Origin of the sequence: Streptomyces sp. NPDC056361 (assembly GCF_042262805.1) — a bacterium.
GTDB lineage: Bacteria > Actinomycetota > Actinomycetes > Streptomycetales > Streptomycetaceae > Streptomyces.
The window spans coordinates 1-12588 of the sequence record NZ_JBHJQI010000097.1 but is presented as its reverse complement, the minus strand read 5'-3'; the positions used below and the strand labels follow the sequence as shown (position 1 = coordinate 12588).

12 protein-coding genes are annotated in these 12588 nt (G+C 71.3%); 8 read left to right on the top strand and 4 right to left on the bottom strand.

Annotated features, from left to right (window positions below):
• Positions 1 to 49: 49 nt before the first annotated feature.
• Together ACFCY7_RS27170 and ACFCY7_RS27165 are read right to left on the bottom strand one after the other, a co-directional pair.
• Positions 50 to 1441, bottom strand: a complete 1392-nt coding sequence (locus ACFCY7_RS27170; protein WP_376488681.1) for a metallopeptidase TldD-related protein — start codon at positions 1439 to 1441, stop codon at positions 50 to 52.
• An 82-nt stretch (positions 1442 to 1523) separates the two neighbouring features.
• Positions 1524 to 3047 carry a TldD/PmbA family protein gene (locus ACFCY7_RS27165; RefSeq protein WP_376488680.1) on the bottom strand — a complete coding sequence of 508 codons (1524 nt, stop codon included), beginning with the start codon at positions 3045 to 3047 and terminating at the stop codon, positions 1524 to 1526.
• A gap of 228 nt (positions 3048 to 3275) precedes the next feature.
• Here ACFCY7_RS27165 and fabG point away from each other — a divergent pair, with 228 nt between their 5' ends.
• The 3 genes from fabG to ACFCY7_RS27150 all read left to right on the top strand — a co-directional run bounded on the left by fabG (position 3276) and on the right by ACFCY7_RS27150 (position 5364).
• On the top strand, positions 3276 to 3992 hold the full coding sequence (gene fabG / locus ACFCY7_RS27160; protein WP_376488679.1) for a 3-oxoacyl-[acyl-carrier-protein] reductase: 717 nt from the start codon (positions 3276 to 3278) through the stop codon (positions 3990 to 3992).
• A gap of 5 nt (positions 3993 to 3997) precedes the next feature.
• Complete coding sequence (gene fabI, locus ACFCY7_RS27155; RefSeq protein ID WP_017238528.1) at positions 3998 to 4774, top strand: enoyl-ACP reductase FabI; 777 nt, start codon at positions 3998 to 4000, stop codon at positions 4772 to 4774.
• Positions 4775 to 4956: 182 nt separating this feature from the next.
• Positions 4957 to 5364, top strand: coding sequence for a hypothetical protein (locus ACFCY7_RS27150; RefSeq protein ID WP_376488678.1), 408 nt, complete (start codon positions 4957 to 4959; stop codon positions 5362 to 5364).
• Here ACFCY7_RS27150 and ACFCY7_RS27145 read toward each other — a convergent pair.
• On the bottom strand, positions 5312 to 6013 hold the full coding sequence (locus tag ACFCY7_RS27145; protein ID WP_376488677.1) for a FadR/GntR family transcriptional regulator: 702 nt from the start codon (positions 6011 to 6013) through the stop codon (positions 5312 to 5314). The two genes, ACFCY7_RS27150 and ACFCY7_RS27145, sit on opposite strands and share 53 nt — an antisense overlap.
• 63 nt (positions 6014 to 6076) lie before the next feature.
• On the opposite strand from ACFCY7_RS27145, the gene ACFCY7_RS27140 reads away from it, so the two are divergent.
• The 4 genes from ACFCY7_RS27140 to ACFCY7_RS27125 all read left to right on the top strand — a co-directional run bounded on the left by ACFCY7_RS27140 (position 6077) and on the right by ACFCY7_RS27125 (position 8501).
• Positions 6077 to 7429 (top strand): CynX/NimT family MFS transporter, encoded by a 1353-nt coding sequence (locus ACFCY7_RS27140; RefSeq protein WP_376488676.1) that lies wholly within the window; start codon positions 6077 to 6079, stop codon positions 7427 to 7429.
• A 17-nt stretch (positions 7430 to 7446) separates the two neighbouring features.
• Positions 7447 to 7563, top strand: coding sequence for an SGM_5486 family transporter-associated protein (locus ACFCY7_RS27135; protein WP_367828203.1), 117 nt, complete (start codon positions 7447 to 7449; stop codon positions 7561 to 7563).
• Between the two features lie 180 nt (positions 7564 to 7743).
• The gene (locus tag ACFCY7_RS27130) at positions 7744 to 7947 is read left to right on the top strand and encodes a hypothetical protein (RefSeq protein WP_376488675.1); all 204 of its coding nucleotides are present in this window, start codon (positions 7744 to 7746) and stop codon (positions 7945 to 7947) included.
• Positions 7948 to 7982: 35 nt separating this feature from the next.
• Complete coding sequence (locus ACFCY7_RS27125) at positions 7983 to 8501, top strand: histidine phosphatase family protein (protein ID WP_376488674.1); 519 nt, start codon at positions 7983 to 7985, stop codon at positions 8499 to 8501.
• 77 nt (positions 8502 to 8578) lie between these two features.
• Here ACFCY7_RS27125 and serB read toward each other — a convergent pair whose 3' ends face one another.
• Positions 8579 to 9793 (bottom strand): phosphoserine phosphatase SerB, encoded by a 1215-nt coding sequence (gene serB / locus ACFCY7_RS27120; protein WP_376488673.1) that lies wholly within the window; start codon positions 9791 to 9793, stop codon positions 8579 to 8581.
• Between the two features lie 197 nt (positions 9794 to 9990).
• On the opposite strand from serB, the gene ACFCY7_RS27115 reads away from it, so the two are divergent.
• Positions 9991 to 12543 (top strand): FHA domain-containing protein, encoded by a 2553-nt coding sequence (locus tag ACFCY7_RS27115; RefSeq protein WP_376488672.1) that lies wholly within the window; start codon positions 9991 to 9993, stop codon positions 12541 to 12543.
• Positions 12544 to 12588 lie beyond the last annotated feature (45 nt).

Here is a 12588-nt window from a genome sequence, read left to right as displayed (position 1 = left end):
TCGTCAGTCTCCTCAGGTTGTGGGTGGTCGAAGACTCAGTCTAGGTGGGTCAGACCCCCTTGCTGACCGAGCTCATGTTGAAGTCGGGCACCCGCAGGGCCGGCATCGCGGCCCGGGTGAACCAGTCGCTCCACTCGCGCGGCAGCGTCTTCTCCGTACGGCCCGCCTCCGAGGCCCGCGACAGCAGGTCCACCGGCGACTCGTTGAACCGGAAGTTGTTCACCTCGCCGACCACCTCGCCGTTCTCGACGAGGTAGACGCCGTCCCGGGTCAGACCGGTCAGCAGCAGCGTCGCCGGGTCGACCTCGCGGATGTACCAGAGGCAGGTCAGCAGCAGTCCGCGCTCGGTCGAGGCGACCATCTCCTCCAGGGAGCGCTCACCGCCGCCGTCCAGGATCAGGTTCCCGGCCCCGGGCGCCACGGGCAGCCCCGTGAGCCCCGCCGTGTGCCGGGTGGTGATCAGGTGCGCCAGGCTTCCGGCCTTCATCCAGTCGGTCGGCCCGACCGGCAGGCCGTTGTCGAAGACGGAGGAGTCGTCGCCGGACGAGTGCGCGATCACGAACGGCGCGGACTCCAGGCCCGGCTCGTTCGGGTCGCTGCGCAGCGTCAGCGGCAGCGGGGAGAGGGTCTCGCCCAGCCGGGTGCCGCCGCCGGGCTTGGAGAAGACCGTACGGCCCTCCACCGCGTCCCGGGCCGCGGACGACCACAGCTGGTAGATCATCAGGTCGGCCACGGCCGTCGGCGGCAGCAGCGTCTCGTACCGCCCTGCGGGCAGCTCGATCCGCCGCTCCGCCCAGCCCAGGCGGGTCGCCAGCTCCGCGTCGAGCGCGCCCGGGTCGACGTCCTTGAAGTCCCGCGTCGAGCGGCCGGCCCACGCGGACCGCGAGCGGTCCGGCGACTTCGCGTTCAGCTCCAGCGTCCCGTTGGGCTGGTCGTGGCGGAGCCGCAGCCCCGTCGACGTACCCACGTAGGTGGACGTCAGCTCGTGGTTGGCGAAGCCGTACAGCTCACGGCCGCCGGCCCTCGCCCGGGCGAAGGCCTCGCCGAGCGCGGGCGCGAAGTCCGCGAAGACCGCGGACGACGTCTCCGCCGGAGCGTCGGTGAAGTCCGGCGACGCCGGCACGCCCTCCACCAGCGGCTGCGCGTCCTCGGCGGGCCCGGCGGCGCGGGCGGCGGCCTCGGCGGCCCGCACCAGCGGCTCCAGGTCGTCGGCCGTCACCGCCGACCGCGACACGACACCGGAGGCCGTGCCCTGCGCGCCGCCCACGGTCGCGATCACCGTCAGCGTCCGGCCCCGGGTCACCCCGTTCGTGGTGAGCGCGTTCCCCGCCCACCGCAGGTTCGCCGACGACTCCTCGTCGGCGATCACGACACACCCGTCCGCGCGGGACAGCTCAAGCGCCCGCTCGACGATCTCGTACGGCTTGCTGACGCGGCTCATCGACCGGCCTCCTGCGTCGTGTTCAGGCTGTGCTGACCCGGGAGACGACCCCCGGACCCCCGGCAAATCTGGTGGTGCGCGCTCATCGACCGGCCTCCTGCGTCGTGTTCAGGATGTTGACGCCCCGGAAGAGGGCGGAGGGGCAGCCGTGCGAGACGGCGGCGACCTGGCCCGGCTGGGCCTTGCCGCAGTTGAAGGCGCCGCCGAGGACGTACGTCTGCGGGCCGCCGACCTGCTCCATCGAGCCCCAGAAGTCCGTGGTCGTCGCCTGGTAGGCCACGTCCCGCAGCTGCCCGGCGAGCCGGCCGTTCTCGATGCGGAAGAAGCGCTGGCCGGTGAACTGGAAGTTGTAGCGCTGCATGTCGATCGACCAGGACCGGTCGCCGACCACGTAGATGCCGCGCTCCACCCCGCCGATCAGGTCCTCGGTCGACAGACCGCCCGGGTCGGGCTGGAGGGAGACGTTCGCCATCCGCTGCACCGGCACGTGCGCGGGGGAGTCCGCGAACGCGCAGCCGTTGGAGCGGCCGAGGCCCGTCAGCTTCGCGATCCGCCGGTCCAGCTGGTAGCCGACCAGCGTGCCGTCCTTCACCAGGTCCCAGGACTGCGCCTCGACGCCCTCGTCGTCGTACCCGATGGTCGCGAGGCCGTGCTCGGCGGTGCGGTCACCCGTCACGTTCATGATCGAGGAGCCGTACGCCAGCTTGCCCAGCTGGTCGAAGGTGGCGAAGGAGGTGCCCGCGTAGGCGGCCTCGTAACCGAGGGCCCGGTCCAGCTCGGTGGCGTGCCCGATGGACTCGTGGATCGTCAGCCAGAGGTTCGACGGGTCGACGACCAGGTCGTACCGGCCCGCCTCGACGCTCGGCGCCCGCATCTTCTCGGCGAGCAGCCCGGGGATCTCGTCGAGCTCCTTGTCCCAGTCCCAGCCGGTCCCGGTCAGGTACTCCCAGCCGCGCCCGACCGGCGGCGCGATCGTCCGCATCGAGTCGAACTCGCCGGTCGTCTCGTCGACGGCGACCGCCGTCAGCTGCGGGTGCAGCCGGACGCGCTGCTGGGTGGTGACCGTGCCGGCCGTGTCCGCGTAGAACTTGTTCTCGTGGACGGTCAGCAGCGACGCGTCCACGTGCGCCACGCCGTCCGCCCGCAGCAGCCGCGCGCTCCAGTCGGCGAGCAGCGCGCTCTTCTCCTCGGCGGGGACGGAGAACGGGTCGACCTCGTACGAGGACACCCAGGTGCGCTCCTCGTGCACCGGCTCCTCGGCCAGCTCCACCCGCTCGTCCGAGCCCGCCGCCGCGATCACCTTCGCCGACAGCTTGGCCATGGCGACCGCCTGCGAGGCCACCCGCGCGGCCCCGTCCATGGTCAGGTCCACTCCGGACGCGAAGCCCCAGGCCCCGCCGTGCACCACCCGCACCGCGTAGCCGAGGTCCGTGGTGTCCGACGATCCGGACGGCTTGGCGTCCCGCAGGCGCCACGAGGCGCTCCGCACCCGCTCCAGCCGGAAGTCCGCGTGCTCGGCGCCCAGCGCCCGCGCCCGCGCGAGCGCCGCGTCCGCGAGCGCCCGCAACGGCAGCGCCAGAAACGTCTGATCGACCTGATGGGCCACGAAGTCTCCCCTTCTCGAGTTGTGTCCGCAGTGAATCATGCAGACCGCTCCTTGTGGGCTGCCACACGTTTCCAGGACACGAACCCGACGCGCCGTGGAACGTCGGCACGGGGAACTGTAGGGATCCGACAGGGTGGGACTCACCGCACTGTCGGGGCCCGATTCTCCGGATGGGGGACGGGACCGATAGGTTTTCGGTGTTCAGACCGCTATCGAAAGGGTGATCCGTTGAGCCGCTCGGTTCTCGTCACCGGAGGAAACCGGGGCATCGGCCTCGCCATCGCCCGCGCGTTCGTCGAGGCCGGCGACAAGGTCGCGATCACGTACCGCTCCGGCGATCCCGCCGAGCTGGAGAAGGCCGGTCTGCTGGCCGTCAAGTGCGACATCACCGACTCCGAGCAGGTCGACCAGGCCTACAAGGAGATCGAGGAGAAGCACGGCCCGGTCGAGGTCCTCGTGGCCAACGCCGGCGTGACCAAGGACCAGCTCCTCATGCGGATGTCGGAGGAGGACTTCACGTCCGTCCTCGACACCAACCTCACCGGCACCTTCCGGGTCGTCAAGCGGGCCAACCGCGGGATGCTGCGCGCCAAGAAGGGCCGCGTCGTCCTGATTTCGTCGGTCGTCGGCCTGCTGGGCTCCGCGGGCCAGGCCAACTACGCCGCCTCCAAGGCCGGCCTGGTCGGGTTCGCCCGCTCCCTCGCGCGCGAGCTGGGCTCGCGCAACCTCACCTTCAACGTCGTCGCCCCCGGTTTCGTCGACACCGACATGACCGCGGTACTCACCGACGAGCAGCGTGCGGGCATCGTGTCCCAGGTGCCGCTGGGCCGCTACGCGCAGCCGGAGGAGATCGCCGCCGCGGTGAAGTTCCTCGCCTCCGACGACGCTTCGTACATCACTGGAGCCGTCATCCCGGTTGACGGCGGATTGGGCATGGGTCACTGATCACCATGAGCGGAATTCTCGAGGGCAAGCGCATCCTGATCACCGGTGTGCTGATGGAGTCCTCCATCGCCTTCCACACCGCGAAGCTGGCCCAGGAACAGGGTGCGGAGATCATCCTCACCGCGTGGCCGCGTCCGTCGCTGACGGAGCGCATCGCCAAGAAGCTCCCCAAGCCCGAGAACGTGAAGGTCCTGGAGCTCGACGTCTCCAACGACGAGCACCTCGCGCGCCTGGAGGGCCAGGTCCGCGAGCAGCTCGGCGACCGCCTCGACGGCATCGTGCACTCGATCGGCTTCGCCCCGCAGGACGCGCTCGGCGGCAACTTCCTCAACACGCCGTTCGAGTCCGTCGCCACGGCCATGCACGTCTCCGCCTTCTCGCTGAAGTCGCTGACGACGGCGCTGCTGCCGCTGATGACCGAGGGCGGCTCCGTCGTCGGCCTCACCTTCGACGCGCAGTACGCCTGGCCGCAGTACGACTGGATGGGCCCGGCCAAGGCCGCCCTGGAGGCCACCAGCCGCTACATGGCGCGTGACCTGGGCAAGCAGAACATCCGCTGCAACCTGATCTCGGCGGGCCCGATCGGCTCGATGGCCGCCAAGTCCATTCCGGGCTTCAGCGAGCTGGCCGCCGTCTGGGACAGCCGCTCCCCGCTGGAGTGGAACCTCGCCGACCCCGAGCCGGCCGGCCGCGGTGTCGTGGCGCTGCTCTCCGACTGGTTCCCGAAGACGACGGGCGAGATCGTCCACGTCGACGGCGGCCTGCACGCGATCGGCGCCTGACGGCTCCACGCGAACCGCGCGAGCGGTACGAGCAGCACCGAGGGCCGTGTGTCCGCCTCCCGGAGGCGGACACACGGCCCTCGTCGTTCCGCAACCCCTGCCCGACTCGAAAAGTCGCGCGAATCACCCCAGACTGGGGCAGAGCGTAATGCTCCTGCTGCTGACGGGGAGGAGGTGCGGGCATGCGCGCGATACGTCACGGGTTCGGCGCGTTCGCCACCGTCGCCGTTCTGCTCACCGGGATAGCCGTCGCCGACGCGGTGCGCACCGCGCCCGCCCCGGCCGAGGAGCGTCCCGCCGCCGCCCCCGGGGCGGGGGAGCCGGAGGTCTTCGAGGCCTCCTGCCGCACCGTCGTCCAGGGCTCCCGCGTCACCGCCCACTGCCGGAACCCGTACCCCCGCACCGACAGCGTCCGGCTGCACGTCGAGTGCGACCGCTGGTGGGACGTCGACTCCGACAGCGCCCCCGTGGAGGTCGGCCCCGCCGACCACGCCAAGCTGACCGGCCGCTGCTGGAAGGAGGTCCGGTCGGCCTGGGTCACGCACCAGCCGGCGGACCCGGCTCCGGCTCAGGGCTCTTCAGGCACATGAAGGGGTAGCCGGCCGCCTCCGCGCCGGCCCGGTCGGCGTCGCCGTCCCGGATCGCGTCCACCAGGCGCCCGTGGTCCATGTGGTTCTCCGGGCGCAGCTCCTGACCCACGTCGTCGCGCAGCCAGTCCCGCAGGAGATCGCCCAGGTCCGCGTAGAGCTCGGTGAGCACCTCGTTGCCCGAGGCGGCGACGACCGCGTGGTGGAAGGCCGCGTCGACCGTCACGAACCGTTCCGCGTCCCCGGACTCCCACGCCTGCTCGCGCCGTTCGAGCAGGGTGTCGAGCTGCTTCAGGTCCCGCTCCGTGCGCCGCTCGGCGGCGAACCGGGCCGCGGCGGACTCGAGCGTCGAGCGCAGCTCGGCGACGTGCCGGGGGTCGGAGCCGGCGAAGCGCCGGTGCATCACGCCGGCCAGTTCGCTGGTGGCGATGACGTACGTCCCCGAGCCCTGGCGGATGTCGAGCAGCCCGTTGTGGGCGAGTGCCCGGACGGCCTCGCGGACCGTGTTGCGGGCCACGCCCAGCTGCTCGACCAGCTCGGGTTCGGTCGGGATGCGCGATCCCACCGGCCACTCGCCGGAGGTGATCTGGTTCCGCAGCTCGGCGATCACCTGATCGGAGAGTCCTGCGCGCCGGGGGTGACCGAGGGCCATGGAGCACCTTCCTGTTCGTTCGAGATTGGACAATCAATCATCCCATGATTCTATGATGGCCCCATGCCTGACGAGCCGAAGACCCTCGACCCCGCCGCACCACCGGCCCTCACGACCCCGACCGGATCGACCGTCACCGCCGCAGACCCCACCGCGCCGGCCCGGTCCCAGGGGCGCGGCACGTCCCCGGTGCTCCCGGCGGCCGCCCCCGGCCCCCGCTGGGCCCTCGCGCTCGTCACCGTCGGACTCGTCCTGGCCGCGCTCAACCTGCGCCCGGCCATCACCAGCTTCGGCGCCCTCCTCCAGGACGTCAGCGACGGCCTCCACATGAGCGGCAGCGTCGCCGGCGTCCTGACCTCGGTCCCGCCGCTCTGCTTCGCGGTCTTCGGCATCACCGCCCCGCGCCTCGCCCGCCGCTTCGGCCCCGCCGCCGTCGTCTGCGCGGGCATGGCCGCGATCTTCACCGGCCTCGTCCTCCGGCCCTTCGCCACCGGCACCGTCGGCTTCCTCGCCGCCAGCGCCCTCGCGCTCATGGGCATCGCCGTCAGCAACGTCCTGATGCCCGTCATCGTCAAGCGGTACTTCCCCGACCGCGTCGGCAGCATGACCGGCCTCTACTCCATGGCCCTGGCCCTCGGCACCTCCGTCGCCGCGGCCGCCACCGTCCCGATGACCGAAGCCCTCGGCGGGGACTGGCGCCTGGGCCTCGGCATCTGGGCCGCCCTCGCCGCCCTCGCCGTCCTGCCCTGGATGCCGCTCCTCCGCGACCGCGCCCGCGACGGAGCCGCCGGCGGTACGGGGGAGAGGGCCGCCGCCCCGGCCGAGACCGCCGCGCCGCCCCGCGTCGCCCGCAGCCGCACCGCCTGGGCCCTCGGCTGCTTCTTCGGCCTCCAGGCCACCGGCGCCTACATCACCATGGGCTGGATGCCGCAGATCTTCCGCGACGCCGGCGTCCCCGCCTCGACCGCGGGCGTCCTCCTCGCCGTCACGATGGTCATGGGCGTCCCGCTCGCCTTCGTCATCCCCCGGCTCGCCACCCGGATGAAGAACCAGGGCCCGATCGTCGTCGCGCTCGGCCTGTGCGGCCTCGCCGGCTACACCGGCCTCTTCTTCGCCCCCGCCGCGGGCGCCTGGGTGTGGGCGGTGCTCCTCGGCGTCTCCAACTGCTCCTTCCCGCTCGCCCTCACGATGATCGGCATGCGCTCGCGCACCGGCGCCGGCGTCGTCCGGCTCTCCGCCTTCGCGCAGAGCGTCGGCTACCTCATCTCCATCCCCGGCCCCCTCCTCGTCGGCGTGCTCTACCAGCACAGCGGCGGCTGGGGCCTGCCGATCGCACTCATGGGCGGACTGATGGTGCCGCAGATGATCATCGGATCCCTGGCGGGACGGGACCGGACCGTCGAGGACGAATGCTGAGATGCGAGACTGGTCCCATGCCAGTCCTCGAACCCAACCCCCCGAACGGCCAGAAGAAGCTGCTCGTCGTGCTCGGCGCGATGCTCGGCATCACGGTCGTGATCGCCGTCATCGCCTCCGCCTTCTCGCCGTGAGCCCGCCGCCCGCCGCCGCGGGTCGGCCGTGAGCCCGCCGCGGGGTGGGGGTAACCCCCGCATCCCCTAGGGGGCGAGTGTCAGGGTGAAGTGGGTGGATCACCGGATGGGCCGACGATCCCGCGATCCGTACGTTGGAGATATCAGCGCAAGCACGCGATCTCACCTACGGAGGCGGCCATGTCGGCCCCCACACACCCCCGCGTCAGGACCACGACGGCCGGTGTCGACACCCGGCTGCCCTGGTGGGCGCTCGCCCTGCCGGTGGCCGCTTTCGTCGCCCTCCTGCTGCTGATAGCAGGTTCGGGTGAGGCCCACGCGACCACCGGTGACCTGGGGGTCGGCCGGGTCATCGACCACCTCCAGCAAACGCTCTCTCTCTGAGTCGCCGTGAGCCGTTTCGTGCGAAGCTGTTGACCATGAGCGTCGATACACCCCGCAGGATCGTGCTCCTCCGCCACGCGAAGGCAGACTGGAACGACGAGTCCGACCACGAGCGCCCCCTCGCCGAACGGGGCCGCAAGGACGCCCCCGTGGCGGGCCGCCGTCTCTCCGAGACCGGCATCCCCTTCGACCTGGCCCTCTGCTCCACCGCCGTCAGGACGCGCGAGACCTGGAAGCTCGCCGTACCGGAACTGCCGCAGCGACCCAGGACCGTGTACGAGGACCGGCTGTACGAGGCCTCGCTCGGCGAGCTCATCGCCCTCCTCAACGAGACCTCGGACGAGGTGTCCGACCTCCTGGTCATCGGCCACAACCCCGGCATGCACGCGCTCGCCGACGCCCTCGCGGGCGAAGCCGACGGAGACGCCCTGGCCCGCATGAACCGCAGCGGCTTCCCGACCTCCGCCTTCGCCGTCCTCACCTTCAACGGCTCCTGGAAGTCCGTGGAGCACGGTGTCGGCCGCCTCGCCGCCTTCTGGGCTCCGAACGCCTGACCCGTACGCCCGCCCGTACGGAGAAGGGCCCGGCCGTCCCACGACGACCGGGCCCTTCTCCGTACCGTGGCGACGGCTCAGTGCAGCAGCTCCTCGCCGCCGTCCGCGGCCTCGACCTCTTCGCGCGTGATGCCGAGCAGGTACAGCACGGTGTCCAGGAAGGGCACGTTCACCGCCGTGTCGGCGGCCCGGCGCACCACCGGCTTGGCGTTGAACGCCACCCCGAGACCGGCCGCGTTCAGCATGTCCAGGTCGTTGGCCCCGTCGCCGATCGCCACCGTCTGCGCCAGCGGCACACCCGCCTCCGTGGCGAACCGGCGCAGCAGCCGCGCCTTGCCCGCACGGTCCACGATCTCGCCCGTCACCCGGCCGGTCAGCTTGCCGTCCACGATCTCCAGCGTGTTGGCCGAGGCGAAGTCGAGCCCCAGCCGCTCCTTCAGATCGTCGGTGACCTGGGTGAAACCGCCCGACACGACACCCACCTGGTAGCCGAGCCGCTTGAGCGTACGGATCAGGGTCCGGGCCCCCGGCGTCAGCCGCACCTCGGCGCGGACCTTGTCGACCACCGACGCGTCGAGGCCGGCCAGCAGCTCCACCCGCGCGTGCAGCGACTGCTCGAAGTCCAGCTCGCCGCGCATCGCCGCCGCCGTCACCTCGGCGACCTTGTCCTCGCAGCCCGCGTGCGCGGCGAAGAGCTCGATCACCTCGTCCTGGATCAGGGTCGAGTCGACGTCCATCACCACCAGCCGCTGCGCGCGCCGGTGCAGCCCGGCCGAGACCACGCCGACGTCGACCCCGATGGAGTGCGCCTCGGTGGCCAGGGCCGTCCGCAGCGGCTCGGTCTCACAGCCGGAGACCGCGAACTCGACGGCCGTCACCGGGTACTTCGCCAGGCGGAAGATGCGGTCGATGTTGCCGCCGGTCTCCGCGATCCTGGCCGCTATGGCCGCGGTCTGCTCCGCCGTCAGGGGGTGCCCGAGCACGGTGACGTGCGAGCGCCCCTCGCCGCGCGGCCGGTTGTCACCGGTGCCGGAGATGATCTCGGCCTGGAGCTTCAGCGACTCGGCCCAGCTGTGCACGGTGGCCCGGAGTTCGCCGGCCGTGGCGACGGTCGGCTCCGTGACGAGCGCGCACAGGACGAGGCGGCCCCGGGAGACCACCTGCTCGATGTCCACGACGTCGACGGAGTAGGCGGCGAGGGTGTCGAAGAGTCCCGCGGTGATCCCGGGACGGTCCTTCCCGAAGATCTTGACGAGAAGGGTGGGAACGTCTGAGGTCTGCGATGCGCTCATGGTGGTTCCACCGTATCGGGGACCGCGCGCCGCCTGACCCCCCGTCCCGCGTAGCGGACACCCGAGTCGTCGAGGGGACGCCCCGAAGGTCTTCACACGGCCCGACTTTCCGATACGGGACCGGGCCTGAAATAGTTCCCCAGGATGATTCGACATCCCTGGACTCCCGTAGGCGGGGGTACATCGGGGGACAAGTAGTGGGGCTCGGAGTGCCAGAACTCGTACTGGAATTGAACGGCAGGACCTGGACGCTCGATCCGTCCCGGTCGTACACCCTGGGCAGGGACCCGCAGGGTGACCTGGTCATCGACGATGCCAGGGTCTCGTGGCGGCACGCCACGATCAGCTGGGGCGGTCGGAGCTGGGTCATCGAGGACCACGGCTCCACCAACGGCACGTTCCTCCAGGGGCAGCGGATCCACCAGATGGAGATCGGCCCCGGCTCGGCCGTGCACCTGGGCAACGCCACCGACGGCCCGCGGCTCAATCTCGCCGCCGGAACCCAGGCCGCGCCGCAGCAGGCGCAGGCCCAGCAGCCGCCGGTGGCACAGCCCGTGCCGGCGCACCAGGCGGCCGACCAGGCCGCCGCCCAGGCGGACTGGGCCACGCAGGGCCCGCCGCAGCAGCAGCAGGGCTGGCAGCAGCCGCCCGCGCAGCAGCCGCAGTTCCCGCACCAGCAGGGCGCCCCCCAGGGCGGGCCCGGTCACGGCGTCGCCGCGGGGGCGTCGTCGGCCTACGCCGACCGCAGCCCCACCACGTTCCACCAGCTGTCCCTCGGCCACGTCATGCGCATCGGCCGCGCCCTGGAGAACGAGCTGGTCGTCTCCGACCTCCAGGTCTCCCGGCACCACGCCGAGTTCCACGCGACGCCCGACGGCCGCTTCGAGATCCGCGACCTCGGTTCGCACAACGGCACGTACGTCAACGGTCAGCCGATCACCAAGGGCGGCAGCGCCCTCCTCGGCCCGCAGGACATCGTCGGCGTCGGCCACTCGACGTTCCGGCTCGTCGGCGGCCAGCTGGAAGAGTTCGTCGACACCGGCTCCGTCTCCTTCTCGGCCCGCCACCTCACGGTCACCGTCGACGGCGGCAAGCAGATCCTCAAGGACGTCTCCTTCGGCGTCCCCGAGAAGTCGCTGATCGGCGTCATCGGCCCGTCCGGCTCCGGAAAGTCCACCCTGCTCAAGGCGCTGACCGGATACCGCCCGGCCAACGAGGGCGACGTCCTCTACGACAACCGCAGCCTCTACAAGCAGTTCGCCGAGCTGCGCCAGCGCATCGGTCTGGTCCCGCAGGACGACATCCTGCACAAGGAACTGACGGTCGTGAAGGCACTGCGCTACGCGGCCAAGCTCCGCTTCCCCGGCGACACCGCCACGGCCGAGCGCGAGGCCCGCATCGACGAGGTGCTGCGCGAGCTCAAGCTCGACATCCACAAGGAGAAGAAGGTCACCTCCCTCTCCGGTGGCCAGCGCAAGCGCGTCTCCGTCGCCCTGGAGCTCCTCACCAAGCCGTCGCTGATCTTCCTGGACGAGCCGACCTCCGGCCTCGACCCGGGCATGGACCGCGACGTCATGCAGCTGCTGCGCGGCCTCGCGGACGACGGCCGCACGGTCCTCGTCGTCACGCACTCGGTGGCCGAGCTCGGCCTGTGCGACAAGCTCCTCGTCATGGCCCCCGGTGGCTCGGTGGCCTACTTCGGTCCGCCGGAGGAGGCGCTGAACTTCTTCGGCTACTCCACCTGGGCCGACGTCTTCTCCGCGTTCGAGAACTACCGCGACTACGACTGGGCGGGTCGCTGGAAGGGCTCGCAGCACTACCAGATGTACGCCGCGGACATCGACGCCGTCGCCGCCCAGCCCGTCCAGATGCCGCAGCAGGCGATGTCCCGCCCGCCGAAGCCGCAGGGCTGGGGCTCCCAGCTGTGGACCCTGATCCGCCGCTACGTCTCGGTGATCGCCTCCGACGTGGGCTTCATGGCCCTGATGGTGATCCTGCCGGCCGTGCTCGGCGCGGTGTCCGTCGTCATCCCCGCCGACTTCGGCCTCGGCAAGCCCACGCCCCCGTCCCGGTTCAACGGCGACGCCGGCACGATCATGCTGATCCTCGCGGTCGGCATGTGCTTCAGCGGCGCGGCCAACTCGGTCCGTGAGCTGATCAAGGAACGGGTCATCTACGAGCGGGAGCGTGCCGTCGGCCTGTCCCGCTCCGCGTACCTGATGTCCAAGGTCATCGTCCTCGGCCTGATCACGGCCTTCCAGGGCGTCATCATCTGCGGCATCGGCTTCTCCACCCGGGCGCTGCCCGAAGAGGGCCTCTTCATGCCGCCGGCCGTCGAGCTGTGCATCCAGGTCATCGGGCTCGGCCTGACCTCGATGATGGTCGGCCTGGTCATCTCCGCGCTGGTGAAGACCGCCGAGAAGACCATGCCGCTGCTCGTCATGTTCGCGATCATCCAGGTCGTGTTCACCGGCATCCTCTTCCAGGTGTACGACTCGCCCGGCCTGGAGCAGTTCGCCTGGCTCATGCCCTCCCGCTGGGGCATCGCCGGCGCCGGCGCCACCCTGGACCTGGCGCACCTGATGCCGCCGTGGGACCACAAGGACCCCACGAACACCGACCCGCTGTGGGAGCACACGGTCGGCCAGTGGAGCCTCGACCTCGGCATCCAGCTGTTCATGGCCACCGTCTGCTGCGTCGCCGTGGCGCGTCTGCTGCGCCGCCACGAGCCCGAGGTCATGCGCAAGTAGTCACGCACGGCAGTACGCCCGAGGGCGGCACCCCCACAGTGGGGG

Bases quoted from the DNA above. Each gene is read 5' to 3' on its own strand.
- ACFCY7_RS27170 (WP_376488681.1), bottom strand. From the start codon at position 1,441: ATGAGCCGCGTCAGCAAGCCGTACGAGATCGTCGAGCGGGCGCTTGAG.
- fabI (WP_017238528.1), top strand. From the start codon at position 3,998: ATGAGCGGAATTCTCGAGGGCAAGCGCATCCTGATCACCGGTGTGCTG.
- ACFCY7_RS27150 (WP_376488678.1), top strand. From the start codon at position 4,957: ATGCGCGCGATACGTCACGGGTTCGGCGCGTTCGCCACCGTCGCCGTT.
- ACFCY7_RS27145 (WP_376488677.1), bottom strand. From the start codon at position 6,013: ATGGCCCTCGGTCACCCCCGGCGCGCAGGACTCTCCGATCAGGTGATC.
- ACFCY7_RS27140 (WP_376488676.1), top strand. From the start codon at position 6,077: ATGCCTGACGAGCCGAAGACCCTCGACCCCGCCGCACCACCGGCCCTC.
- ACFCY7_RS27135 (WP_367828203.1), top strand. From the start codon at position 7,447: ATGCCAGTCCTCGAACCCAACCCCCCGAACGGCCAGAAGAAGCTGCTC.
- ACFCY7_RS27130 (WP_376488675.1), top strand. From the start codon at position 7,744: ATGTCGGCCCCCACACACCCCCGCGTCAGGACCACGACGGCCGGTGTC.
- ACFCY7_RS27125 (WP_376488674.1), top strand. From the start codon at position 7,983: ATGAGCGTCGATACACCCCGCAGGATCGTGCTCCTCCGCCACGCGAAG.
- serB (WP_376488673.1), bottom strand. From the start codon at position 9,793: ATGAGCGCATCGCAGACCTCAGACGTTCCCACCCTTCTCGTCAAGATC.